The organism is Pseudomonas sp. SORT22 (assembly GCF_018417635.1).
In the GTDB taxonomy this organism is placed as follows: domain Bacteria; phylum Pseudomonadota; class Gammaproteobacteria; order Pseudomonadales; family Pseudomonadaceae; genus Aquipseudomonas.
This window is the reverse complement of the sequence record NZ_CP071007.1, coordinates 2855234-2879260: the sequence shown is the minus strand read 5'-3', so window position 1 is coordinate 2879260 and position 24027 is coordinate 2855234. Positions and strand designations below refer to the sequence as shown.

The 24027-nt window shown below is 64.0% G+C and carries 18 protein-coding genes; 6 read left to right on the top strand and 12 right to left on the bottom strand.

The window, feature by feature from the left end:
• Position 1: 1 nt before the first annotated feature.
• Positions 2–916: a site-specific integrase gene (locus JYG36_RS13190; protein WP_093382210.1), complete on the bottom strand. Its 915-nt coding sequence runs from the start codon at positions 914–916 to the stop codon at positions 2–4.
• 181 nt (positions 917–1097) lie between these two features.
• On the bottom strand, positions 1098–1889 hold the full coding sequence (locus tag JYG36_RS13185; RefSeq protein ID WP_143013276.1) for a hypothetical protein: 792 nt from the start codon (positions 1887–1889) through the stop codon (positions 1098–1100).
• Between the two features lie 130 nt (positions 1890–2019).
• On the opposite strand from JYG36_RS13185, the gene JYG36_RS13180 reads away from it, so the two are divergent.
• Complete coding sequence (locus JYG36_RS13180; protein ID WP_093382204.1) at positions 2020–2667, top strand: DUF1345 domain-containing protein; 648 nt, start codon at positions 2020–2022, stop codon at positions 2665–2667.
• On the opposite strand, the gene JYG36_RS13175 is transcribed toward JYG36_RS13180, so the two are convergent.
• Positions 2593–3849 (bottom strand): pyridoxal phosphate-dependent aminotransferase, encoded by a 1257-nt coding sequence (locus JYG36_RS13175; protein ID WP_213604322.1) that lies wholly within the window; start codon positions 3847–3849, stop codon positions 2593–2595. The genes JYG36_RS13180 and JYG36_RS13175 overlap by 75 nt on opposite strands.
• Before the next feature lie 308 nt (positions 3850–4157).
• On the opposite strand from JYG36_RS13175, the gene JYG36_RS13170 reads away from it, so the two are divergent.
• Entirely contained in the window at positions 4158–4418 is a 261-nt protein-coding gene (locus JYG36_RS13170) for a DUF1652 domain-containing protein (protein WP_045198261.1), read from the top strand.
• Here JYG36_RS13170 and JYG36_RS13165 read toward each other — a convergent pair whose 3' ends face one another.
• The 9 genes from JYG36_RS13165 to JYG36_RS13125 all read right to left on the bottom strand — a co-directional run bounded on the left by JYG36_RS13165 (position 4419) and on the right by JYG36_RS13125 (position 20654).
• Positions 4419–6503, bottom strand: a complete 2085-nt coding sequence (locus tag JYG36_RS13165; RefSeq protein ID WP_093382198.1) for a putative bifunctional diguanylate cyclase/phosphodiesterase — start codon at positions 6501–6503, stop codon at positions 4419–4421.
• Positions 6504–6783: 280 nt separating this feature from the next.
• On the bottom strand, positions 6784–8280 hold the full coding sequence (locus tag JYG36_RS13160; protein ID WP_213604321.1) for an efflux transporter outer membrane subunit: 1497 nt from the start codon (positions 8278–8280) through the stop codon (positions 6784–6786).
• Positions 8277–11384, bottom strand: a complete 3108-nt coding sequence (locus JYG36_RS13155; RefSeq protein WP_213604318.1) for an efflux RND transporter permease subunit — start codon at positions 11382–11384, stop codon at positions 8277–8279. Before JYG36_RS13155 ends, JYG36_RS13160 begins: the two co-directional genes overlap by 4 nt.
• Positions 11385–11505: 121 nt before the next feature.
• Positions 11506–14601 carry an MdtB/MuxB family multidrug efflux RND transporter permease subunit gene (locus JYG36_RS13150; protein ID WP_045198253.1) on the bottom strand — a complete coding sequence of 1032 codons (3096 nt, stop codon included), beginning with the start codon at positions 14599–14601 and terminating at the stop codon, positions 11506–11508.
• A complete protein-coding gene (locus JYG36_RS13145; protein ID WP_195884258.1) occupies positions 14598–15881 on the bottom strand; it encodes an MdtA/MuxA family multidrug efflux RND transporter periplasmic adaptor subunit in 1284 nt (427 codons plus the stop codon). The genes JYG36_RS13150 and JYG36_RS13145 overlap by 4 nt, the downstream gene beginning before the upstream one ends.
• 234 nt (positions 15882–16115) lie before the next feature.
• Positions 16116–16616 (bottom strand): thiol peroxidase, encoded by a 501-nt coding sequence (gene tpx, locus JYG36_RS13140; RefSeq protein WP_195884259.1) that lies wholly within the window; start codon positions 16614–16616, stop codon positions 16116–16118.
• A 159-nt stretch (positions 16617–16775) separates the two neighbouring features.
• Positions 16776–18053 carry a serine/threonine transporter gene (locus JYG36_RS13135; protein WP_045198247.1) on the bottom strand — a complete coding sequence of 426 codons (1278 nt, stop codon included), beginning with the start codon at positions 18051–18053 and terminating at the stop codon, positions 16776–16778.
• Between the two features lie 250 nt (positions 18054–18303).
• On the bottom strand, positions 18304–19497 hold the full coding sequence (locus JYG36_RS13130) for an amino acid aminotransferase (RefSeq protein ID WP_213604316.1): 1194 nt from the start codon (positions 19495–19497) through the stop codon (positions 18304–18306).
• Positions 19498–19628: 131 nt separating this feature from the next.
• Positions 19629–20654: an Ldh family oxidoreductase gene (locus JYG36_RS13125; RefSeq protein ID WP_195884262.1), complete on the bottom strand. Its 1026-nt coding sequence runs from the start codon at positions 20652–20654 to the stop codon at positions 19629–19631.
• Positions 20655–20804: 150 nt separating this feature from the next.
• Between JYG36_RS13125 and JYG36_RS13120 the strand changes: the two genes are divergently transcribed.
• The 4 genes from JYG36_RS13120 (at position 20805) to JYG36_RS13105 (ending at position 24015) form a co-directional block, all read left to right on the top strand.
• Positions 20805–21674, top strand: coding sequence for a MurR/RpiR family transcriptional regulator (locus JYG36_RS13120; RefSeq protein ID WP_045198460.1), 870 nt, complete (start codon positions 20805–20807; stop codon positions 21672–21674).
• A 34-nt stretch (positions 21675–21708) separates the two neighbouring features.
• Entirely contained in the window at positions 21709–22467 is a 759-nt protein-coding gene (locus tag JYG36_RS13115) for a transporter substrate-binding domain-containing protein (protein ID WP_213604314.1), read from the top strand.
• A 121-nt stretch (positions 22468–22588) separates the two neighbouring features.
• Positions 22589–23308: an ABC transporter permease gene (locus JYG36_RS13110; RefSeq protein WP_045198240.1), complete on the top strand. Its 720-nt coding sequence runs from the start codon at positions 22589–22591 to the stop codon at positions 23306–23308.
• Positions 23305–24015: an ABC transporter permease gene (locus tag JYG36_RS13105; RefSeq protein WP_045198238.1), complete on the top strand. Its 711-nt coding sequence runs from the start codon at positions 23305–23307 to the stop codon at positions 24013–24015. The genes JYG36_RS13110 and JYG36_RS13105 overlap by 4 nt, the downstream gene beginning before the upstream one ends.
• The last annotated feature ends 12 nt before the right edge of the window (positions 24016–24027 follow it).

Here is a 24027-nt window from a genome sequence, read left to right as displayed (position 1 = left end):
GTCAGTAATCGTAGCGATCCACCGCCCGCCGCCGCTCGTTGTCATCGCGCATGTCGTAGTTGGCGGTGGTCTGGATGTTGGTGTGGTGGGCCAGCTTTTGCGCGATCGACAGGTCATGCTCTTCGATCACCCGGGTGATGAACGAGCGGCGAAAATCGTGGGGCATGATCTTTACCCCTACTTGAGTGCCACGCTGGCGGGCGATGTAGTAGATCGCGTGCTTGGTGATGCGCTCGCGGGTGATGTGGCTGCCACGGCGGATGCGGTTGAACAGGAACTCGTCGTCGGCCTGCCCTTCAGGCAACTGCTCGCGGCGAAACGCCAGCCAGGCGTTGAGCTTTGCAAACGCCCAGGGCGGCGCGTACTTGATCAGTTGCTTGTTACCCTTGCCCAGCACCTGCAGGCTGCGTTCGCTGAAGTCGACCTGGCTGAGGGTCAGGTTGACCGACTCGGACTTGCGCATGCCGGTGCCGTACAGCAAGGCGATCACCGCCGCATCGCGCAACCCCTGCGGGCGCGGGTCGGCAGCGCAGGCGTCCATCAGCTCGCGAATCAGGCTGCGCTTGAGGTTGCGCCCGGCCGGCAGGCGCGTGCCCTGGGTCGGCTTGACCGTGCGGATCTTGAGCAACTGCTCCTGGCTGATCAGGCTCAGGCGCCAGGCCTCGTTCATTACCCCGCGTACCGCGTTGACGTACAGCGACGAGGTGTTCGGCGCATAGCCATCGGCGCGCAAGGCCGCCACCAGGGCGGTGACATGCCCGGGCTCGAGCTGGTGCCAGGGCACCTCGGCGATGTCGCAATCCTCGAAGCCCAGGCGGTCGGCAGCATCCTGGAGGATGTACTTCATGGTCAGCTGGCTGGACGGCGCCAGGCGGGCGAGGTATTGCAGCAAGGGGTTTTGCAGTGAATCGGACAAACCGGGAATCCTGTAGAGCGCAGCTGAGGTCAGGGGCCTGCAACGGGCCAGTCTGACTCGTGACAACACCGTGGCCACTGACCTGCATCACAATCAGGTCATTGATTGGCAAGTCTTTTTAGCCACGGCAAGAATCCCGATAGTACCTCATCGTCGCCCCCGGAATCGATTGAGGGCATTTTCATGGCACCGAGTCATCCAGGTACAGCTTCACGGTTTCGCGGGTCAGCGACATGACTTCATGGGTCAAACCGTTGAAATCCGTCTCGCCATGCTCCAGGTAGCCGTCACTGCGCTTGACCACATAGGCCACGTAGCCGCGTGGGCGGCCGGTGTCGTTATCGATGATTTGCAGGCGGTCGCTGTACAGCGGCAACGGCTCGATCCGCGGCACCAGGGGCGAACGACCGATGACAATCGGCTCGGGCTGCCACTGCACCAGGCGCTCGCGGTGCCGGGCCACTTCGGTGAGCACCTGGTCGACCGGCAACTGCAGGGTTTTCGAATAGTAGGCATCGTAAAGAAACGCGGTAATGCTCAGTTTGCAGGGGACATGCGCCTTGTCCGCCAGCAGGCGCTGGATCGCCGGCTTGAGCAGTTCGGTCTGCGTGCTGCGGTCCGGGGTGGTCTTGTAGAAATGCGCGTTGACCACGTAGTTGTAGCCCTTGATTTCGGAGATGCCCTCGAAATCGACACCGCCAACCAGGCTGTAGATCATCGCATGGCCAACGGTGAAATCCTGGTCATCGTCCAGGGCGCAGGTAAACCACTCGCCGATCTGCCCGTCGCCGGTATGCCGTTCGAACAGGCTGATAATCTCTTCGTCGCTGCGAAAGCGCAGGGAGTAAGAACCATCATGATAGGTGAACGAGGTGAATTCCAGCGGCATCGACTCGATACCGTGGCTGCAACCGCCAAGCGCTAGCGCAGCGCCCAGGGCGCACGCGGCGAGGCGTAAAGAGGGGGCGAACAAAGGGGCGTCATCCATGAGCAAGCGAGGCGCGCAAGAATGCCCAAGGCCGCGCCCGCCAGCAAGCATTTCCGCGCCCGCAGGCGGCAACGATGGGCTACAGTTGCCGAGGAACCCCCTGCCCCGAGGCCCCATGGCTTTCCATCGACTGACCCGCACCCACCCGCGCCTGAGTTTTTCTGCCGTTGCCGGCTGCCTGGGCGGCTGGCTGATTCCCGCCGACAATCTGGTGCAGCACATCCTCACTGGCTGGAACATCGGCGTCTGGCTGTACCTGCTGCTGGTGCTGTGGCTGACCCTGCGCGCCAGCCCCGAGAAGGTACGCGAAGTGGCCTGTGTCGAAGATGAAAACGCCGGCCTGGTGCTGCTCACCGTCAGCATCGCAGCGATCGCCAGCCTTGCCGCAGTGACCCTGCAACTGGCCGCCAGCCGCGGCCTTGGCGGTGGCCCGCAACTGCTGCACTACGCCTACACCGGCTTTACCATTGCCGGCTCCTGGCTGATGATCGGCACCATCTTCAGCCTGCACTACGCCAGGCTGTTCTACACCGCCGGCAGCAAGGAGCCTTTGCTGCGCTTTGCCGATGGCGAGCTGAACCCCGACTATTGGGACTTCCACTACTTCTCGTTCACCCTCAACGTCGCCGTGCAGACCTCGGACGTGGGCGTTGCCGACCGGCAGATGCGCCGTATCGTCCTCGCCCACTCATTGGTGGGTTTCGTGTTCAACACCGCGATTCTGGGCTTTACCATCAACATCGCCGCCGGCCTGTTGAACTGACGGCACGCCTTCAAGCACCTGCATGGCGCAACGGGCGATGCGCTGGCAGGCCTGCTCCAAACGGTCGCTGTCGAGCACCAGGCCAAAACGCAGGTGGCCGGCGGCGCTGGGGCCGAAGGCGTCGCCAGCGAGCACCGACACCCCATGCTCCTCCAGCAGACGCTCGGCAAAGGCCTGGGCGCCAATGCCGGTCTCGCGGATATCGATCATCACGAACATGCCGCCATCGGGCTTGTGCACGCGGATGCCCGGGCAGCCGTCAAGGCTTGCGCAAACCCGGTCGCGCCGCTCGCGGTAGCGCTCGCGCATCTGCCGCACCTGGGGCAGGTCTTGCTCCAGGGCCACCTGGGCGGCGTCCTGGATAAAATCCGGCAGGCCGTACAGCATGCACAGCGCCAGGTTGCTCAAGTGCTCGGTCAACTGCTGCGGGCCGATCACCCAGCCGACCCGCCAGCCCGACATGGCATGGGACTTGGACAGACTATTGATGGTCGCGCTGCGTTCGGCCATGCCCGGCAGGCTGGCCGGGCTGAAATGCTCGCCCTCGTACAACAACTCGCTGTAGACCTCATCGGAAATCAGCCACAGGTCGTGGTCGATGCACAGTTGCGCCAGGCGCTGCCAGGTAGCCTTGGGCAGGCTGGCGCCAGAGGGGTTGTGCGGGCTGTTGAGCAGCAAGGCGCGGGTGCGCGGGGTAATACGCCGGGCGATGTCGTCAGGGTCGACCCTGAAGCCCTGCTCGGGGCGTACCGGCACCGGCACCAGACTTGCGGCGCAGGCACCGAACACCGCTTCGTAGGTGACATACATGGGCTCGGCGACGATCACCTCGTCGCCCGGGTCGAACAGGCACTGGGCCACGCCATACAACGCGCATTGCGCCCCGGCCAGCACCACCACTTCCAGCGGGTCGACCGGCTGGCCGCTGTGGCGGGTGTGATGGGCGGCGATGGCGCGGCGCAGGGCCTCGCTGCCGCGCACATCGGAATAGTGGGTGTGGCCACCGCGCAGGCTGTCGATGGCGGCGTCGACTATTGGTTGCGGGGTGTCGAAGTCCGGGTCGCCAATCGACAACAGGATGATATCCCGGCCCTGGCCTTGCAGTTCGACGGCGCGGTAGTGGATGTTCCAGGCAGCAGCACCGTCACCGGCGATACGTTGGGTGAGCGCGGAATAACGCATTGACGGTCTCCTTGACTGAACCTGGACGCGCCATTGGTCTGAAACTCCCAGGCAAGCATCCCAGCCGACTGTCGGTAAAAATAGCAGAGCGGCGCCATAGCAGGCGGGGAAATATTGCCAGCAAACGTTTGCCGCCAACACCAAAGTGGTCGCCGCGCCTGCCGGGGAACGTGAGCTGGGTCAAACTCTCGACAAACCGTCATCATCCTGGGCCGACACTGGCGCCATCAATGCTATGTTTAGGTTTCCCGCCGGGTCGCACCGACCCGCCCATTCTTGCGTGAGGTTCACCGTACAAGGAGGCCGGCATGAACAAGCTGACGTTCCCCAACGCCTGCCAGATGATGCGCTGGCATTTTCATCCGCTGGGCTTCGAGGCCAGCATGGACGCCCCGCGCAGCATGGTGGCGCGCCTGTTCGACCGGGCCACCGGCGAAACCCTGCTGGCGATTGCCGGCATTCCCTGCGCCACGCTGATGCACGCGGCGGACGTCGAGCGCATCATCGAAGCGGTTGAGGCCGAACTCGACGCCTTCGAACCGTCCTGCAACCTGCGTGCGGTCGGCTGATCAGCTGACAACCCGGGGCTCGCGCCCGCGCTCGATATCGGCAATGAAGCGCTCGGCCGGCTGTGGCTGGCCGAGCAGATAACCTTGCAACGAGTCACATCCCAGGCGGGTCAGGAAGCTCTGCTGGCGGTCGGTCTCGACCCCTTCGGCGACAATCCGCAAGCCCAGGGCCTGGCCCAGCGCGACGATGGCCGAAACGATGGCAGCGTCGTCGCTGTCCTGCTCCAGGTCTCGCACGAAGCCGCGGTCAATCTTCAATTCGTTGGCCGGCAGGCGCTTCAAGTACATCAGGCTCGAATAGCCGGTACCGAAGTCATCGATAGACAGGTCCACACCCATGTCCGAAAGCCGCTGCAGCACCTGCATGCTGGCGTCGGCATCGCGCATGGCGGTGGTTTCGGTGATTTCCAGGGTCAGGCTGTTGGCCGGCAACTGATGACGCGCCAGCACCCTGGCAACGCTCTCGACCAGCCCGGTGTGGCAGAACTGGATGGCCGACAGGTTAACGGCGATGCGCCAGTTGCTGTGGCCCCGGTCGATCCAGATGCGCATCTGCCGGCACGCCTCGTCCAGCACCCACTCGCCGATGGGGATGATCAGGCCGGTTTTTTCCGCCTGGATGATGAACCGGTCGGGCAGCAGCAGGCCATGTTGCGGGTGTTCCCAGCGCAGCAAGGCCTCGGCGCCGATCGGCTGGCACTCGAGGGCGTCGAACTTGGGCTGGTAGTACAGGCGGAACTGGCCCTGCTCCAGGGCCACGCGCAAATCCTGCAGCAGTTGCAGTTGCAGGCGGGCGTTGCTGTTCATCGACACGTCGAAGAAGCTGTAGCCGTTCTTGCCGGCGCTCTTGGCGTGGTACATGGCCGCATCGGCGTTGCGCAGCAGTTCGTGCTGGTCGATACCATTGCCCGGGTAGAGGACGATGCCGATACTCGCCGAGATCTGCAGGTTCTGTTCAGCAACGCGAAAGCTGCGCGAGATCAGGTTGACCTGCTTGGCCGCCACGCCCACGGCGTCGTCGGCTTCCTGCAGCTCGACCAGCAGCACGAACTCATCGCCGCCGATCCGCGCCAGGGTGTCCTGGCTGTGCAGGTGGCCGCGCAGGCGCAGGGCGACTTCCTTGAGCAACTGGTCGCCCATGTGGTGACCGAAGGCATCGTTGACCGGCTTGAAGCCGTCCAGGTCGATGAACATCAGCGCAAAACAACCGCCCTGCTCGGCCACCTTGCTGATCGCCTGGTCGATACGGTCGGCCAGCAGCGTACGGTTGGGCAGGCTGGTGAGGGTGTCGTGCAGGGCCAGTTGGGTCAGTTCCTGGTTGGCCAGGGTCAGCGAGCGGGCAAGCTCGGCGGTGCGCGCTTCCAGGCGCGCATCCAGCACCGAGGTCAGCAAGGCTGCGGCCAGCACTGCCAGGGTGGTGATCAGCACCAGGTAATCCAGGCCGTTGCCGCTCAGGCCGCCGCCCAGGGCGCCGCAGTAACTGCCTTCGGGGAAGTTCGCCGCGGCCATGCCGGTGTAATGCATGCCGACGATCGCCACGCCCATGATGATCGCCGCGCCGCCACGCAAGTGGCGCACGTACAGGGTTTGCTGGCGCAGGCGGAAGGCGATCCACAACGCCGCTGCCGAGGCGCCGACAGCGATCAGCAGCGAGGCGCTGAACAGCGCGGGGTCGTAGTCGATGCCCGGGGTCATGCGCAGCGCGGCCATGCCGGTGTAGTGCATGCTGCTGATGCCGGTGCCCATGATCAACGCGCCAGCGCCCAGTTGCAGCCACGGCAAGGTCGGCTGGCTGACCAGCCACAGGGCGAAACCCGACGACAGCCCGGCGATCAGCAGCGACAGCAGGGTCAGGGTAATGTCATAACCGAGCTCGATCGGCAGGTTCAGGGCGAGCATGCCGATAAAGTGCATCGACCAGATCCCGATGCCCATGGCCAGCGCCCCGCCACCGATCCACAGGTACACCGCACGGCCCTTGGCGGTGTTGATCCGGCCGGCGAGGTCGAGGGCGGTATACGAAGCAAGGATGGCCACACACAGCGAAATCAATACCAGCGACGAAGAGTAACTACCGATCAGCATGAGGCCTTCCACAACCCGTAGACCGGGCACTGGCGAGGCCCGGATAAAAGCCGATGATTGTACTCAACCTTTGGCGAAACGCACGGAGTTTTCGGTGGAAGATGGCAATGACGAATCACTGCCATCTCAAGTGATTTCTAGCAGAAAAATACTTTATAAATCAATAAGATATATAACTTTATTAATGTGAAAAGCAAGAAAACAGTGCAGCTTGCACCACAAGCTAACCTACCGAACAAACAACATTAATAAATCAACTTATACCTTTGATTTATATTGATTAATTAACACTATCCTGCTCGGCAAACACCGCCTGCGCCTCCCAGCCCCCACCCAGCGCCGCGATCAACTGCACGCTCGCCACCAACCGCCCCTGCAGCAGGTTGAGCACGCTGCGCTCGTTGCTCAGGGCGGTGGTCTGCACGTTGACCACGTCCAGGTAGGCGATCAGCCCGGCCTTGTACTGGTTGTTGGTCAGGCGCAGGGATTCGCGGGCCGAGGCCAGGGCTTCGCTGCGCACCCGCGCTTCGTCTTCATAGACCTTGAGCTGTACCAGGTAGTTTTCCACTTCCTTGAAGCCGTCGAGCACGGTCTGCCGGTACTGGGCCACGGTCTGGTCGTAGACCGCTTCGCTGCGGTCGACTTCTGCCGCGCGCTGGCCGGCGTCGAACAGGGTCATGGCCAGTTGCGGGCCGACCGACCAAAAGCGGTTCGGCAGGCTGATCCAGTCGCTGAAGCTGCTACTGCTGTAGCCGCCGCTCATGCTCAGGGTCAGGTCCGGGAAGTAGGCGGCGCGGGCCACGCCGATGCTGGCGTTGGCCGACATCACGTTACGCTCGGCCTTGGCGATGTCCGGGCGGCGCTCCAGCAGTTGCGAAGGCAAGGCCAGCGGCACTTGCGGCAGGGCCGGGATGTCCTTGCTGTCGGCCAGGGCGAACTCGGCCGGGGCCTTGCCGAGCAGCACGGCAATGGCGTTTTCCAGCTGCGCGCGCTGCCACACCAGGTCGATCAGGTCGGCCTGGGTGCTTTTCAGCTGGGTCTGCGCCTGGGCCACGGCGTCCTTGCCCGAGACCCCGGCACGGTACTGGTTCTCGGTCATTTTCAGCGAACGCTCATAGGCCTCGACGGTGGCCTCGAGCAGGCGCTTCTGTTCGTCGATCACCCGCAGTTGCAGGTAGTTCTGCACCAGTTCCGACTGCAGGCTCAGGCGGATCGCCGCCATGTCGGCGAGGCTGGCCTCGGCGCTGGCCTGGTTGGCGGCCAGGCCGTCACGCAGTTTGCCCCACAGGTCGGCCTCCCAGCTCACCCCCAGCTGGGTGTTGTAGGTGTTGCGGATGCCGCTGCTGTTGTTGCTCAGGCTCGAACTCGAGCTGCCGGTGCCCTGGCTTGAGCGGGTCTTGCCGGCCGACAGGTCGAGGCTTGGGAACAGTGCGCCGCGGGCGCTTCGCACCAGAGCCTGGGCCTGGCGGTACTGGGCTTCGTACTGGGCGACGGTCTGGTTGCCGGCGTTGAGCTGCTCGACCAGGCCGTTGAGCTGGGCGTCGCCGTACAGCTCCCACCAGGCGCCGCGGGCGATGGCGTCCGAGGGGTTGGCCTGGGTCCAGCCTTCGGCGTGCTTGAAGGCCACCGGCGCCGGGGTTTCGGGCCGGTGGTAGTCCGGGCTCAGGGTACAGGCGCTGAGCATCCCCAGGCACAGGGCCGAGGCCAGCAGGCGCGAGCCGCGGGCAGCCAGCAACGGCTGCAGCGAACGGTCGGAAAGAAGCGGACGTCGGGTCATAGCGGGGTTTCCAAAGCAGCGTCGGTACGCACGCCGCGCCAGCGGTTGAAGCGATGGCGCAGGCGGTCCAGATAGAGGTAGACCACCGGGGTGGTGTAAAGCGTGAGGATCTGGCTGAAGACCAGCCCGCCGATGATGGTCAGGCCCAGCGGCTGGCGCATCTCGGCGCCTTCGGCGTGGCTGAGCAGCAGCGGCAAGGCGCCGAGGATGGCCGCCAGGGTGGTCATCAGGATCGGCCGCAGGCGCAGCAGGCAGGCACGGCGGATCGACTCCTCCGGGCTCAGGTGCTCGTGGCGCTCCAGTTGCAGGGCCAGGTCGATCATCATGATGGCGTTCTTCTTCACCACGCCAATCAGCAGGAACAGGCCCAGCAGCGAGATCAGGCTGAACTCGCTGCCGACCACGTACAGCGTCAGCAAGGCCCCTACCCCGGCCGATGGCAGGGTCGAGAGGATGGTCAGCGGGTGAATGTAGCTTTCATAGAGAATGCCCAGCACCAGGTACACCGCCAGCAAGGCGCCGAGGATCATGAACGGCTGGCCCTTCTGGCTTTCGGCGAAGGCATCGCCGGTACCGCCGAGCTTGGCGATCACGTCCTCGGGCAAGCCGACCTTGGCCACTGCCCGCTCCACCGCGGCCAGGGCCTGGTCCTGGCTGTAGCCTTCGGCAATGTCGAAGTTGATGCTCTCGGAGGCAAACTGGCCTTCGTGGCTGACGCGATCATCGGCCAGGCTGTTCTGGTAATGGGCGAAGGTGGACAGCGGTACCCGCGCGCCATCGGCGGTGATCACCTGGACCTGCTCGAGGGTGCGCGGGTCCTGGGCATATTTGGGGTTGATCTCCATCACCACCTGGTACTGGTTGAGGCTGTCGTAGATGGTCGAGATCTGCCGCTGGCTGTAGGCGTTGTTAAGCACCGAGGTGACCATGCTCATGTCGATGCCCAGGCGCTTGGCCTGTTCGCGGTCGACCACCAGGGTGATCTGCTGGGTACCGCCGCCTTCGCGGGCGTCGATGGCGGTCAGTTCCGGCAGGCTCTTGAGCGCCGCGACCACCTTCGGGTACCACTCGCGCAGGGCCGAGAGCTCGCTGCTTTGCAGGGTGTAGAGGAACTGCGAGCTGCTCTGGTCGCGACCGCCGCCGAACTGCAAGTCCTGGTCGGCCATCAGGAACAGCCGCCCGCCGGGCACCTTGGGCATCTCTTTGCGCAGGCGCTCGATGATCTTCTGCGCCGAGACCTTGCGCTCGCTGATCGGCTTGAGGCGCACCAGCACCATGGCGTTGTTGGTGCCGCTGTTGCCACCAATGAAACCGGCAACGCTTTCCACTGCCGGGTCGGCCAGCAAGGCGCGGCGGAAGATCTCCATCTTCGGCTGCATGACCTGGAACGACAGACCGTCGTCGCCGCGGACAAAGCCCATCAGCTGGCCGGTGTCCTGCTGCGGCAAAAAGGTCTTGGGCACTACCACGTACAGGGCGATGTTGACCGCGATGGTCACCAGCAGGCTCAACAGGGTCAGGCGCCGGTGGCGCATGACCCAGTCAAGGCTGCGCCCGTAGCCGGCCATCATGCGCTGGTTGAGCTGCTCGCTCCAGCGTTGCAGGCGGGTCTGTTGCCCCTCGGCGTGGGGCTTGAGCCAACGTGCGCAGAGCATCGGCGTCAGCGTCAGCGACACCAGCAGGGAGACCAGGATCGCCACTGCCAGGGTGATCGAGAACTCGCGAAACAGCGAGCCGACGATGCCGCCCATGAACAGGATCGAGACGAACACCACCACCAGCGACAGGTTCATCGACAGCAAGGTGAAGCCCACCTCCTTGGAACCCATGTACGCCGCACGCATCGGCGGTACGCCTTCGTCGATATGCCGGGAGATGTTCTCCAGCACCACGATGGCGTCATCCACCACCAGGCCGGTGGCAAGAATCAGCGCCATCAGCGACAGGTTGTTCAGAGAAAAGCCGCACAGGTACATGGCCGCGAAGGTGCCGACCAGCGACACCGGCACCGCCAGGGTCGGGATCAGCGAGGCGCGCAGGTTGCCGAGAAACAGGAACACCACCAGCACCACCAGCACCACGGCGATGATCAGGGTGTGCTCGGCTTCCTTGAGGGTCGCCTTGATCACCGGCGAGCGATCCATGGCCACGTCCAGCTTGACGCTGGCCGGCATCAGCGACTCCAGGGCCGGCAACTGCTCCTTGATTTTGTTCACGGTCTCGATGATGTTGGCGCCGGTCTGGCGGTTGATCACCAGCAGCACCGCGTCCTGGTCATTGAAGAAACCACTGTTGTAGCGGTTCTCCACCGCGTCGCTGACCTTGGCCACATGGCTCAGGCGCAGCACCGCGCCATCCTGGTAGCGAATCACCAGCGGCTCGTAGTCCTTGGCTTTCTCCAGCTGGTCGTTGGCCTGCACCTGCCAGTTGCGCTGGCTGTCTTCGACAAAGCCCTTGGGCCGGCGCTGGTTGGCGTTGGCGATGGTCTGGCGCACGTCGTCCAGGGACACGCCGTACTGGTTGAGCAAGTGCGGCTCGAGCTCGACCCGCACCGCCGGCAGCGAACTGCCGCCGATCTGCACTTCGCCGACCCCCGGCACCTGCGACAGGCTCTGGGACAGGATGGTCGAGGCCAGGTCGTACAACTGGCCCTTCTGCAGCACGCTTGAGGTCAGCGCCAGGACCATGATCGGCGCCTGGGACGGGTTGTATTTCTTGTAGGTGGGCATGCTGCGCATGCCGCTGGGCAGCAAGTTGCGCGAGGCATTGATCGCCGCCTGCACCTCGCGCGCGGCGGCGTCGATGTCGCGGCCCTGGTCGAAACCGAGGATCACCCGCGTCGAGCCCTGGCTCGAGCTGCTGGTAAGGGTGGTCACCCCGGAGATCGCGCCCATCGAGCGCTCCAGCGGCGTGGCCACGGTCGAGGCCATGACCTCGGGGCTGGCGCCCGGCAGGTTGGCCTGGACCACGATCACCGGGAACTCGATCTGCGGCAGCGGCGCCACCGGCAACAGGCCGAAGCTGACACCGCCAAGCAGCATGATCGCCAGGCTCAGCAGCATGGTCGCCACTGGGCGGGCGATGAACGGAGCTGAGAGGTTCATGGGCGGCTCCAGTTGCAAGCTGCAAGCTGCAAGCTGCAAGCAACTTGAGGTGACCTTCGATGCACAGATCGAACACCGGACCGCTTGCAGCTTGTAGCTTGCAGCTTGTAGCTGGCCCCGATCACACCAAGTCTCCAGTCAGGCCACGGGAGCGAAGGCGCCTCGACAACCGATCAAAGTACAAATAGATGACAGGCGTAGTGAACAGCGTCAGCACCTGGCTGACCAGCAGCCCGCCAACCATCACCAGGCCCAGGGGCTGGCGCAGCTCGGCGCCGGAGCCGCTGGCGAGCATCAGCGGGATGGCGCCGAACAGTGCCGCCAACGTGGTCATCAGGATCGGCCGGAAGCGCAGCAGCGCGGCCTGGTAGATGGCCGCTTCCGGGGCCATGCCCTGGTTGCGCTCGGCCTCCAGGGCGAAGTCGATCATCATGATCGCGTTCTTCTTGACGATACCGATGAGCAGGATGATGCCGATGATGGCGATCATGCCCAGGTCGTTACCGGAGAGGATCAACGCCAGCAAGGCGCCCACCGCCGCCGACGGCAGGGTCGAGAGGATGGTCACCGGGTGGATGTAGCTCTCGTAGAGCACGCCAAGCACGATGTACATGGTCACCACCGCCGCCAGGATCAGCAGCAAGGTGCTCGACAGCGAGGCCTGGAAGGCTTCGGCCGCGCCCTGGAAGCGGGTTTGCACGCCCACCGGCATGCCGATGTCCTGCTGCACCTGCTCGATGACCTTGACCGCCTCGCCGAGGGCCACGCCGTCGCCAAGGTTGAACGACATCATCACCGCCGGGAACTGGCCGATATGGGCAATTGCCAACTGCGCCTGGCGCTGCTCGATGCGCGCCAGGCTCGACAGCCGCACCTGGCCGCCGTCGGCAGCCTTGACGTGAATCTGCTCGAGCACCTGCGGGCCGATGCTCGACGCCGCCTCTGCCTGCAGCACCACGCGGTACTGGCTGGCCTGGGTGTAGATGGTCGAGATCTGCCGCTGACCGAAGGCATCGTAGAGGGCGTTGGTGATGTCGGCGACGTTGATGCCCAGGCGGCTGGCGGCGTCGCGGTCGATCACCAGGAATACCTGCAGGCCCTTGTCCTGCAGGTCGCTGGCGACATCGGTGAGTTCCGGGCGTTGCTGCAGGGCATCGACCAGCTTGGCGCTCCACTGCGCCAGCAGCTCGGCATCCGGCGAGGACAGGCTGAACTGGTACTGAGTGCGGCTGACCCGGTCTTCGATGCTCAAATCCTGCACCGGCTGCATGAACAGGCGGATGCCGACCAGCTTGTCGACCTCCGGTTGCAGGCGGGCAATCACCTGGGCTGCGGTGAGGTCACGCTCGCCATGGGGCTTGAGGTTGATCAGCAGGCGACCACTGTTAAGCGTGGCGTTGTCGCCATCGACGCCGATGTACGACGACAGGCTCTGCACCGCCGGGTCCTTGAGGATCACCGCGCTGAGCTGCTGCTGGCGCTGGCTCATGGCGCTGAACGACACCGACTGCGGCGCCTCGGAAATACCCTGGATCACCCCGGTGTCCTGTACCGGGAAGAAGCCCTTGGGCACCACCAGGTACAGCAGCACGGTCAGGCCCAGGGTCGCCACGGCCACCAGCAGGGTCAGCGGCTGGTGGCGGAGCACCCACTGCAGGCCACGGCCGTAGTAGTCGATCATCCAGTCGATCCAGGCGCCGCTGGCACGGTAGAAACGCCCCTGCTCTTCCTCCTTCGGTTCGCGCTTGAGCAAGCGCGCGCACATCATCGGCGTCAGGGTCAGCGACACCACCAGGGAAATCAGGATCGCCACCGCCAGGGTGATGGCGAATTCGCGAAACAGCCGGCCGACCACATCGGCCATGAACAGCAGCGGGATCAGTACCGCAATCAGCGAGAAGGTCAGCGAAACCAGGGTGAAGCCGATCTGCCGCGCGCCTTTGAGCGCCGCCTGCATCGGCGTCTCGCCCTCTTCGATATGCCGCGAGATGTTCTCCAGCATGACGATGGCATCGTCGACCACAAAGCCGGTGGCGATGGTCAGGGCCATCAGGGTCAGGTTGTTGATCGAGAACCCGGCCAGGTGCATGACCGCAAAGGTGCCGATCAGCGACAGCGGCACAGCCACCGAGGGGATGATGGTGGCGCTGAAGCGGCGCAAAAAGATGAAGGTGACCATGACCACCAGGGCGATGGCGATCAGCAGCTCGTGCTGCACGTCCTTGACCGAGGCGCGGATGGTCTGGGTGCGGTCGGTGAGCACGCTGACATCCAGGCCCGCCGGCAGGTTGTCGGTGATCGACGGCAGCATCGCCTTGATCCGGTCGACCACCTCGATGACGTTGGCCCCGGGCTGGCGCTGGATGTTCAGCAACACCGCCTGGTTCTGGTTGGCCCAGGCCGCCAGGCGCTCGTTTTCGGCGCCGTCGACGATCTCGGCGACATCCTTGAGGCGCAGCGGCGCGCCGTTGTTGTAGGCGAGAATCAGGTTGGCGTATTCCTCGGGCGAACGCAGCTGGTCGTTGGCGTCGAGCATCGACACCCGCGTCGGGCCATCGAAGTTGCCTTTGGGCTGGTTGACGTTGGAAGCGCCGATCAAGGTGCGCACGTCGGCCAGGTTGAGCCCGGCCGAGGCCAGGGCGTCGGGGTTGACCTTGATCCGCACCGCCTGGCGTTGGCCGCCGGCGATGCTGACCATGCCGACGCCGCCGATCTGGGCGATTTTTTGCGCCACGCGGGTGTCGACCAGGTCGTTGAGCTTGGGCAGCGGCATGGTTTTCGACGAAATCGCCAGGGTCAGCACCGGCGTGTCGGCCGGGTTGACCTTGTTGTACACCGGTGGCGCCGGCAGGTCGCTGGGCAGCAGGTTGCTGGCTGCGTTGATCGCCGCCTGCACCTGTTGCTCGGCAACGTCCATGTTCATGTCCAGGCTGAAGCGCAGGGTCAGCACCGAGGCGCCACCGGAGCTGGTCGAGGCCATCTGGGTCAGCCCGGGCATCTGCCCGAACTGGCGCTCAAGCGGCGCAGTGACCGCGCTGGTCATCACCTGGGGGCTGGCGCCGGGGTACAGGGTCATCACCCGGATGGTCGGGTAATCGACCTGGGGCAGCGCCGCCACCGGCAGCATCTTGTAGGCGATCAGGCCGGCCAGGACGATGGCCAGCATGCTCAGGGTGGTCGCCACCGGGCGCAGGATGAACAGCCGCGAGAGGTTCATGCGCCGGCCTTGCCCTGTGCGCCGTCAGCGGCGGAGGCTTCTTTCTTGTCCTGGCCCTGCAAGTGCTGGCCAGGGGTGACCGGCACTTCGGCGCTGTCGTTGACTACTTCGACCTCGCTGCCATCACGCAAGCGGTCGGTGCCTTCGAGCACCACCCGCTCGCCCTTGGCCAGGCCTTCGTTGACCACGGTGAGATCACCATCGCTGGCGCCCAGCGTGAGCTTGCGGATGCGTACCTTGTTGTCGCCTTCCATGACATAGACGAACGAGCCGTCGGTGCCGAACTGGATCGCCGCCGACGGCGCCATCACCACACCCTTGAGGGTATCGGCGAGCAGGCGCACGTTGACGAACTGGTTGGGGAACAGCGCTTCGTCCTGGTTTTCGAAGAAGGCCTTGAACTTCAGGGTGCCGGTGGTGGTGTCGATCTGGTTGTCGAGGCTGCGCAGCACGCCGGCCGCCTGTTGCTTGCTGTCGCTGCGGTCCCAGGCCTCGACCGGCAACTGCGCGCCGCTGCGGTAGCGCGCCAGCACCGTGTTCAGCTCTGTTTCCGGCAAGGTGAAGGCCACGGTGATTGGCTGGGTCTGGGTGATGACCACCAGCGCGGTGGTGTCGTTGGCCGCCACCAGGTTGCCGACGTCCAGCTGGCGCAGGCCCAGACGGCCGCTGATCGGCGCGCGGATGCGGGTGAAGTCGAGGTTGAGCTTGGCGTCGCCTACCGCCGCCTGGTTGGTCTTGATCGTGCCCTGGTACTGGCCGACCAGTGCCTCCTGGGTATCGAGGGTCTGCTTGGCGATGCTGTCTTCGGCGAACAGGCCTTTATAACGCTGCAGGTCGATCTGGGCGTTTTTCAGTTGCGCCTGGTTCTGCGCCAGAGTGCCTTCGGCCTGTTGCAGAGCGATCTGGTAGCTGCGCGGGTCGATCTCGGCCAGCAGGTCGCCGGCCTTGACCTTCTGGCCTTCCTGGAAGTTGACCTTGACCAGTTCGCCGCCGACCCGGCTGCGCACATTCACCGTGTTGGTCGCGGTCACCGTGCCCAGGGCCTTGAGGTATACCGGGAAGTCGCCAACCGTGGCCGGCTCGACCCGTACCGGTACTGGCCCGCCGAACGCGCCAAAACCCGGCCGCCCGCCCTTGCCGCCCGGCGCGGCACCTGCCTTGTGCGCCGCCGGCGACGGCCACAGCCACCAGCACAGGCCGGCGACCAGCAGCAGGATCAGCAGGCCGACAAGCCAGCGACGGGAGGAACGGGAACGAGAAAGCATCGGTTGATCGACCATTGTGCGGGAAAGAATTCTTTTCAGGAGGCTGAACGATAAGCACTGCAGACAGATAAGCAAAGCGCCTTTACCGGCACTTTACCTTGAGCTTACGTAGCTAACGTAATGAACTATAAATAAAAACGGCCTGGACGAGGGCCAGGCCGTTACATCTCTTCGCAATTCTTCGCGGGGCAAGCCCGCTCCTACAGGGATGGTGTAGGAGCGGGCTTGCCCCGCGATCGGCTGTCACTGTTACTTCAGAACAGCCAGGGCAGCCTCATAATTCGGCTCTTCGGCGATTTCGCCAACCAGCTCGCTGTGCAGCACCTTGTCGTTCTCGTCCAGCACTACCACGGCGCGGGCAGTCAGGCCGGCCAGCGGGCCGTCGGCGATTTCAACACCGTAGTTGCCGAAGAACTCACGGCCGCGCAGCAGCGACAGGTTCTGCACGTTCTCCAGGCCTTCAGCACCGCAGAAGCGCGCTTGCGCGAACGGCAGGTCGGCGGAGATGCACAGGACGACGGTGTTGTTCAGCTCGTTGGCCTGGGCGTTGAACTTGCGAACCGAAGTGGCGCAGGTCGGGGTGTCGACGCTTGGAAAGATGTTCAGCACTTTGCGCTTGCCGGCCAGGGAAGCCAGGGTCACGTCGGCAAGGCCTGCACCAACCAGAGAAAACGCAGGTGCCTGGGCGCCGACTTTCGGCAGTTCGCCTTTGACCTGAACCGGGTTGCCTTTAAGAGTCACTTGAGCCATGAACGAAGTCCTTATGCGGGGGTGATTAAAGGACCAGAGTTAACCATGAAAGTGCCCGTCTACCTATGGGCGAATGTTAAATTGTTGAATTGCCAGACAACTTTTGTGGACAATCTTTAGTTGTCCGGGAGCCGATTGCCGGCTCCCGAATCAGGCATTTCAGCTCAGCAGCGAGTACACCAGTGCCGAGATGGCCACCAGGCCCACGGCGACGACGAAGACGTTGGACATCTGCCCGCGGTACTTGCTCATCGCCGGCACCTTGCGGATGGCGTACATCGGCATCAGGAACAGGATCGCGGCGATCACCGGGCCGCCGAGGGTCTCGATCATGCCGAGGATGCTCGGGTTGAGGGTGGCGACGATCCAGCAGATGATCAGCATGAAGGCTGCGGTCATGCGGTCCAGGGCTTTGGCGCCCGGGCGCTTGCCGGTCTTCAGCACCAGGCCTTTGAGGCCTTCGCTGGCACCGATGTAGTGGCCCAGGAACGACTTGGCGATGGCGATGAAGGCAATCAGCGGCGCGGCGAAGGCGATGGTCGGGTTGCTGAAATGGTTGGCCAGGTACGACAGGATCGACAGGTTCTGCGCCTTGGCTTCGGCCAGTTGCGCCGGGGTCAGGGTCAGTACGCAACTGAACACGAAGAACATCACCATGGCCACCATCAGCAGGTGGGCGCGGCACAGGATCTGCCCGCTGCGCTCATCGGCATGCGCGCCATAACGGCGCTTCTGGTCAACGGCAAAGGCCGAGATGATCGGCGAATGGTTGAACGAGAAGACCATCACCGGAATCGCCAGCCACAGGGTATGCAGGAACGCCGAGCCCGAAGGCATTTCAGTGGCGGTGCTGAGGATACCGCCACTCCAGTGCGGAATCAGGAACACCGCGAGGAACGCCAGGGCGACGATGAACGGATAGACCAGCCAGCTCATGACCTTGACCGTGGCCTGCTCGCCGCAGCGCACGATGGCCAGCAGGCCGAGGATCAGCACGAACGACAGCAGCGCGCGCGGTGGCGGCTCGATGTGCAGCTGGTGCTCCATGAAGCTGCCGACGGTGTTGGTCAGGGCCACACTGTAGATCAGCAGGATCGGGAAGATGGCGAAAAAGTACAGCAAGGTGATCAGGGCACCGGCACTCAGGCCGAAATGCTCTTCGACCACGTCGGTGATGTCGGCGCCGTCGCGCCCGGAGAGCACGAAGCGGGTCAGGCCGCGGTGGGCGTAGAAGGTCATCGGGAACGCCAGCAGCGCCAGGATCAGCAGCGGCCAGAAGCCGCCGAGGCCGGCGTTGATCGGCAGGAACAGGGTCCCGGCGCCGATCGCCGTGCCAAACAGGCCCAGCATCCAGGTGGTGTCCTGACGGGCCCAGCTGCCGAGGGCGGCGGGGGTCGATTCGAAGCGTTGTTCAACGCTTGGGGCCTGCTCATTCATCCGGGTGCAACTCCACTCGCAAGACTGCAACAGGGCCAGGAGTGGCTAAACAGACGCTTCGCCCCTCTTGACCATACAAAGAGGGGCGCGATTGTGCGCCGATTGGTTGCACTTGCAAAGCCCTGGCCGAGGAGTGGTTGCACCTTGGGTTGAAAGCATCGCGGGTCAAGCCCGCTCCCACAGGAGCTACCCCATCCTTGAAATCAGCTGAGTCACTGTGGGAGCGGGCTTGACCCGCGATTAAAGTTACTTATTGAACCGCAGCGAACGCCTTGGCCACTTGCTGCAGGTTGTCCGGACGCAGGCCGGCCATGCACACCCGGCCGCTGTCGATCAGGTACACACCGAACTCGTCACGCAGGCGACGCACCTGCTCGACGCTAAAGCCGGTGTAGCTGAACATGCCGCGCTGGCGCAGGAAGAACTGGAAGTCCTGGCCCGGCAGCAAGTCACCCAGGGTATCGACCAGGGCCTGGCGCATGTCGAGGATACGCAGGCGCATCTTCTCCACTTCCGCCTCCCACTGGGCATTGAGCTCAGCATCACCGAGCACCGCGGCCACCAGCTGTGCACCAAAGCTTGGCGGGCTGGAGTAGTTGCGGCGCACGGTGGCCTTGAGCTGGCCGAGCACGCTTTGTGCAGTATCGCTGTCGTCACAGACCACCGACAGGCCGCCAACCCGCTCGCCATACAGCGAGAAGATTTTCGAGAACGAGTTGCTCACCAGGCACGGCACGCCGGCGCGGGCCACTTCACGGATGGCGTAGGCGTCTGCGTCCAGGCCTTCGCCAAAGCCCTGGTAGGCGATGTCGAGGAACGGGATCAGGTTGCGCGCCTTGAGCACTTCGATCACTTGCTGCCACTGCGCCTGGCTCAGGTCGACGCCGGTGGGGTTGTGGCAGCACGGGTGGAGCAGGACGATGCTGTTGGCCGGCAGGCCGCTGAGGCTGCCAAGCATGCCGTCGAAGTCGACGCCGCGGCTGGCCGGGTCGAAGTACGGGTAGGTGTTGACCTTGAAACCTGCGCCTTCAAAGATCGCCCGGTGGTTGTCCCAGGTCGGATCACTGACCCACACCTGCGACTCGGGGAAGTAGCGCTTGAGGAAGTCGGCACCGACTTTCAGCGCGCCGGAGCCGCCGACGGTCTGTACGGTGGCCACACGACCGGCCTCGACCGCCGGGTGGCCGGCACCGAACAACAGCGCCTGGATCGCCTGGCGGTAGCTGTTCAGGCCTTCCATCGGCAGGTACATCGAGGCTTCGTGAGGCTGGGCGGCAAAGCGCTGCTCGGCTTCGCGCACCGCGGCCAGCTGTGGCACCACGCCTGCGGCATCATAATACAGGCCGATGCTCAGGTTGACCTTGGCGCCGCGCGGATCGGCCTTGAAGGTCTCCATCAGGGAGAGAATCGGATCGCCGGCATAGGCATCGACATGTTTGAACACAGCGCACAGCTCCTTGGGTCAGGACAGTTCGGACTAAAAGCTGTGTCGAGGATACCTGTACTGGCGGCCGAGGAACATTACCCTTGGTGCAACTGATTTGTGCATGTATGCACGGTAATCGGCTGGCTGCCCTACCCCGCCAGGCCCTGTAGCTGCTCAAGCTCCGCCACTGTCAGGGTCACGCCCTCCTTCGCCGACTGCTCGCGCTCGCGAAAACGCCGCTCACCCGGCATGCGCTGCAGGCCCACCGCCTGCATCTGCCGCACCAGCTCGCGGCTGCGTTCAGCAAAACGGTTACCTACTGAGCGGGCCGGGTCGATGACGATGATCAACTGCCCGGTCCAGGGCGTTTTCGCGCCTGGGTGCTGCGACCAGTCGAACTCGAACGAGAAGTTGCCGCCGGTCAGCGCCGCCGCCAGCAGTTCGACCATCATCGACAGCGCCGAGCCCTTGTGCCCGCCAAACGGCAGCAGCGCGCCGCCATCGAGAATCGCCTGCGGGTCGCAGGTCGGTTCGCCTTTATTGTCGACGCCCATGCCTTCGGGCAGCCGTTCGCCCTTGCGCGCGGCGATCTGCACGTCGCCATGGGCCATGGCGCTGGTGGCCATGTCGAAGACGATCGGGTCGCTGCCGGCGCACGGCGCGGCAAAGGCAATCGGGTTGGTGCCAAACAGCGGTTGCCGGGCGCCATGGGGCACCACGCAGGTCATGCTGTTGACCACGCTCAGGGCCACCAGGCCTTCATCGGCAAAAGGTTCGACATCCGGCCAGAGGGCGGCGAAATGGTGCGAATTATGGATCGCCAGCACGGCGATGCCGGCGCTGCGGGCCTTGGCCACCAATAGCTCGCGAGCCGCGGCCAGCGCCGGCTGGGCAAAGCCGCCCTTGGCATCGACGCGCACATAACCGCTGGCGAGGTCTTCGACAGCGGGTACGGCCTGGCCATCGACCCAACCACTTTCCAGGGTCGAGACATAACCGGGAATACGGAACACACCGTGGCTGTGAGCGCCATCGCGCTGGGCGCTGGCGCAGTTGAAGGCCAGGGCCTGGGCGACCGCTGCGCTGCAACCATGACGGACGAAAATACGCTGCAACAAGGCCTGCAGGTCGGCAAAGGCGATCTGCGCGACAGCAGTGTCGGGACGTGCGGACATCTGAAGCTCCCTTATTGGATTTGGAATGGGCGACAGCGATGGGCAATGGCCAGACTTTCCTCCAGTGACAGCAAACTGTCAAATGTTGACTTGATGACAGAAAACATTCATTTTCTGTTTCCACGTGCCACCGCCTTCGAGTATCGCCCTGTGAGCCAACCGATCAAACAGCGCCTGGAACACAGCCTGCACAACGCAGCGGCGTCGGGGCGCAAGATCGCCAGCTACATGCTCGCCCACCTCACCGACCTGCCGTTCGAAACCTCCGCAAGCCTGGCGGCGAAAATCGGCGTCAGCGAGTCGAGTGTCGGGCGCTTCTGCCGCTCGCTGGGTTACGAGCACCTCAAGGCCCTCAAACACGATCTTAAAGACGACCTCGGCGAAGGCCCGTGGCTGGTCGGTGATCGCCTGCAAGAATTTCGCCAACGCCATGGCCAGGATGCCGCCGGCCTGGCACGCAGCCTGGAGCAGGAGGTTGGCGCCCTGGTGCGGGTTTACGAATACAGCCGCACCCCGGCCTGGAATACCGTCAGCCAGCGCCTGGCGCAGCGGCGCAAGGTGTTTATCGCCGGTTTTCAGACCGAGCGCGGCATCGCCCAGTGCATGGCGCACCTGCTGCAATACCTGCGCGACGGCGTGCAGGTGGTCGATGGCAGCGCCGGGCATTTTGGCGAAGTGCTGCTCAGTGACCCGGCCGACTGCGCCCTGGTGGTGTTCGAGGCCCGCCGCTATTCCCGCCATGCCCTGAACCTGTGCCGCAAGGCGCATGCCGCGGGCATTGCCGTCACCCTGGTGACCGACACTTTTTGTGACTGGGCCGATGCCAACGCCAGTGAGGTGTTTCGCATCCCCACCGAATTCAATCTGTTCTGGGAGTCCACCGCGACGATGCTGTCGTGGGTACACCTGATGGTCAACGAGGTCTGCAAGAAGCTAGGACCGGATGTTGAAAAACGCTTGGAAGCAACTGCAGCTCTACACAACGAATTCGTTGGCTACACGTCAACGAGCAAACAATAGCAAGAGTGCAAACAACAACAGATCGAGGTGTGTCATGAAACCTGTTATCCGCTTCGCAGGGGCTTGCGCCCTGCTGCTCGCCGGCTCGACCCTGGCCCAGGCCGAAACCCTGAAGATCGCTATCGAAGGCGCTTACCCACCGTTCAACTACGTTGATTCGGATAACAAACTGCATGGCTTCGACGTCGACATCAGCCACGCCCTGTGCGAACAGATGAAGGTCGAATGCACCCTGGTGGCCCAGGACTGGGAGGGCATCATCCCGGCCCTGATGGCCAAGAAGTACGACGCGGTGGTGGCGTCGATGATCAATACCGAAGAACGGCGCAAGAAGATCGCCTTCACCAACCACTACTACAAGACCCCGTTGTCGGTGGCCGTGGCCAAGGACAGCGACATCACCGACGCACAGACCACCTTCAAAGGCTACACGGTCGGCGCGCAATCCTCCTCGACCCAGGCCATCTACGCCGAAGACGTCTATGGCAAGGCCGGCGCCGACGTCAAACTCTACCCGACCCTCGATGAAGCCAACGCCGACCTCGCCGCCGGGCGCCTGGACGGGGTGATTGCCGACAAGTTCCCGCTGACCGAATGGCTGGGCAAGGCCGGCAAGGACTGCTGCAAGATCCTTGGCGACGTCAACGGCACCAAGGCCGACGCCTCGATTGCCGTGCGCAAGGAAGACCAAGCGCTGCGCGAACGCCTGAACAAGGCCCTGGACGAAATCGTCGCCAACGGCACCTACCAGAAGATCGCCAGTCGCTACTTCGACTTCGATATCTATCAGTGACTGATCGCGGGTCCATCCCGCTCCCACAAATACCCTGTGGGAGCGGCGGTGCGGCGTCCCGACTGGACCCGCGAAGAGGCCCTCCAAAGCACTATCACTCTTGAACCGAGAGGGTTCGCCCATGCTCGAACAACTGTCACTGCTTTCCTTCGCCAGCGGCGGCTGGGGCCAGGCTTTGCTGGCCGGCGCCCTGGTGACCATTTCCCTGGCCCTGGCCTGCCTGCCCATCGGCCTGCCGCTGGGCCTGGGAGTGGCCCTCGCCGCCCGCTCCTCCAGGCGCTTCCCGCGTGCTGCGGCGACGGTGTTCTCTACTGTGTTTCGTGGCCTGCCGGAACTGCTCACGCTGCTGATCATCTACTACGGCTGCCAGATTGCCGCGCAGAAAATCCTCCTGGCCATGGGCTATGAAGGCGAAGTGCTGATCAACACCTTCCTGGCGGCGATGATCGCCTTCAGCCTGGTGTTCGCCGCGTTCTCCAGCGAGATCTGGCTGGCTGCGTTCAAGACCGTCGCCAAGGGCCAGTACGAAGCCTCGGCGGCGCTGGGCCTGAGCAAGGCCACGACCTTTCGCAAGGTGGTCTTCCCGCAACTGGTACGCATCGCCCTGCCGGGCCTGTCGAACAACTGGCTGTCGCTGCTCAAGGACACCTCGCTGGTATCGACCATCTCCCTGGTCGACCTGATGCGCCAGACTAACCTTGCGGTCAGCGTGACCAAGGAGCCGATGTTCTTCTACGGCGTCGCCTGCCTGGGCTACCTGTTGTTCTCGGCGCTGTCGGGACGGGTGTTCAGCTTCATCGAACAGTATTTCAGCCGCCATTTGCGGGGGGCACGGACATGAGCTTCGAACAACTGCTGGCGCTGGTCCTCGACCCCGACCTGCTGGAACGCTACGGCCCGCGTTTTATCGACGGCCTGCTGGTCACCGGCAAGCTGGTGGCACTGTCGTTTACCCTCGGCGCCCTGCTCGGCATGCTCCTGGCCCTGGCCCGGCTGTCGGACAAGCTGGTGCTGCAACGCCTGAGCGCCGGCTACATCTACTTCTTCCGTGGCTCGCCGCTGCTGGCCCAGCTGTTCTTGCTGTACTACGGCCTGGGGTCGCTCAAGGGCTTCTGGCAGGAGGTTGGCCTGTGGTGGTTCTTCCGCGATGCCTGGTACTGCACGGTGCTGGCCTTCACCCTCAACACCGCCGCCTACCAGGCGGAGATTTTCCGGGGCAGCCTGCTGGCAGTCGCCCCCGGCCAGTACGAAGCCGCCAAGGCCCTGAGCCTGAAGCGCTCGACCACCTTCTTCAAAGTGATCCTGCCGCAGTCATTGATCGTTGCCATCGGCCCGCTGGGCAACGAACTGATCCTGATGATCAAGGCCAGCGCGATTGCCTCGCTGGTGACCATCTACGACCTGATGGGCGTGACCAAGCTTGCGTTCTCGCGCAGTTTCGACTTCCAGATCTACCTGTGGGCTGCCGTGCTCTACCTGCTGATCGTCGAGATCGTGCGGCGCAGCCTGAAACACATCGAAGCCCGCCTGGGCCGCCACCTGCGCTGATCGCCTGTTTGT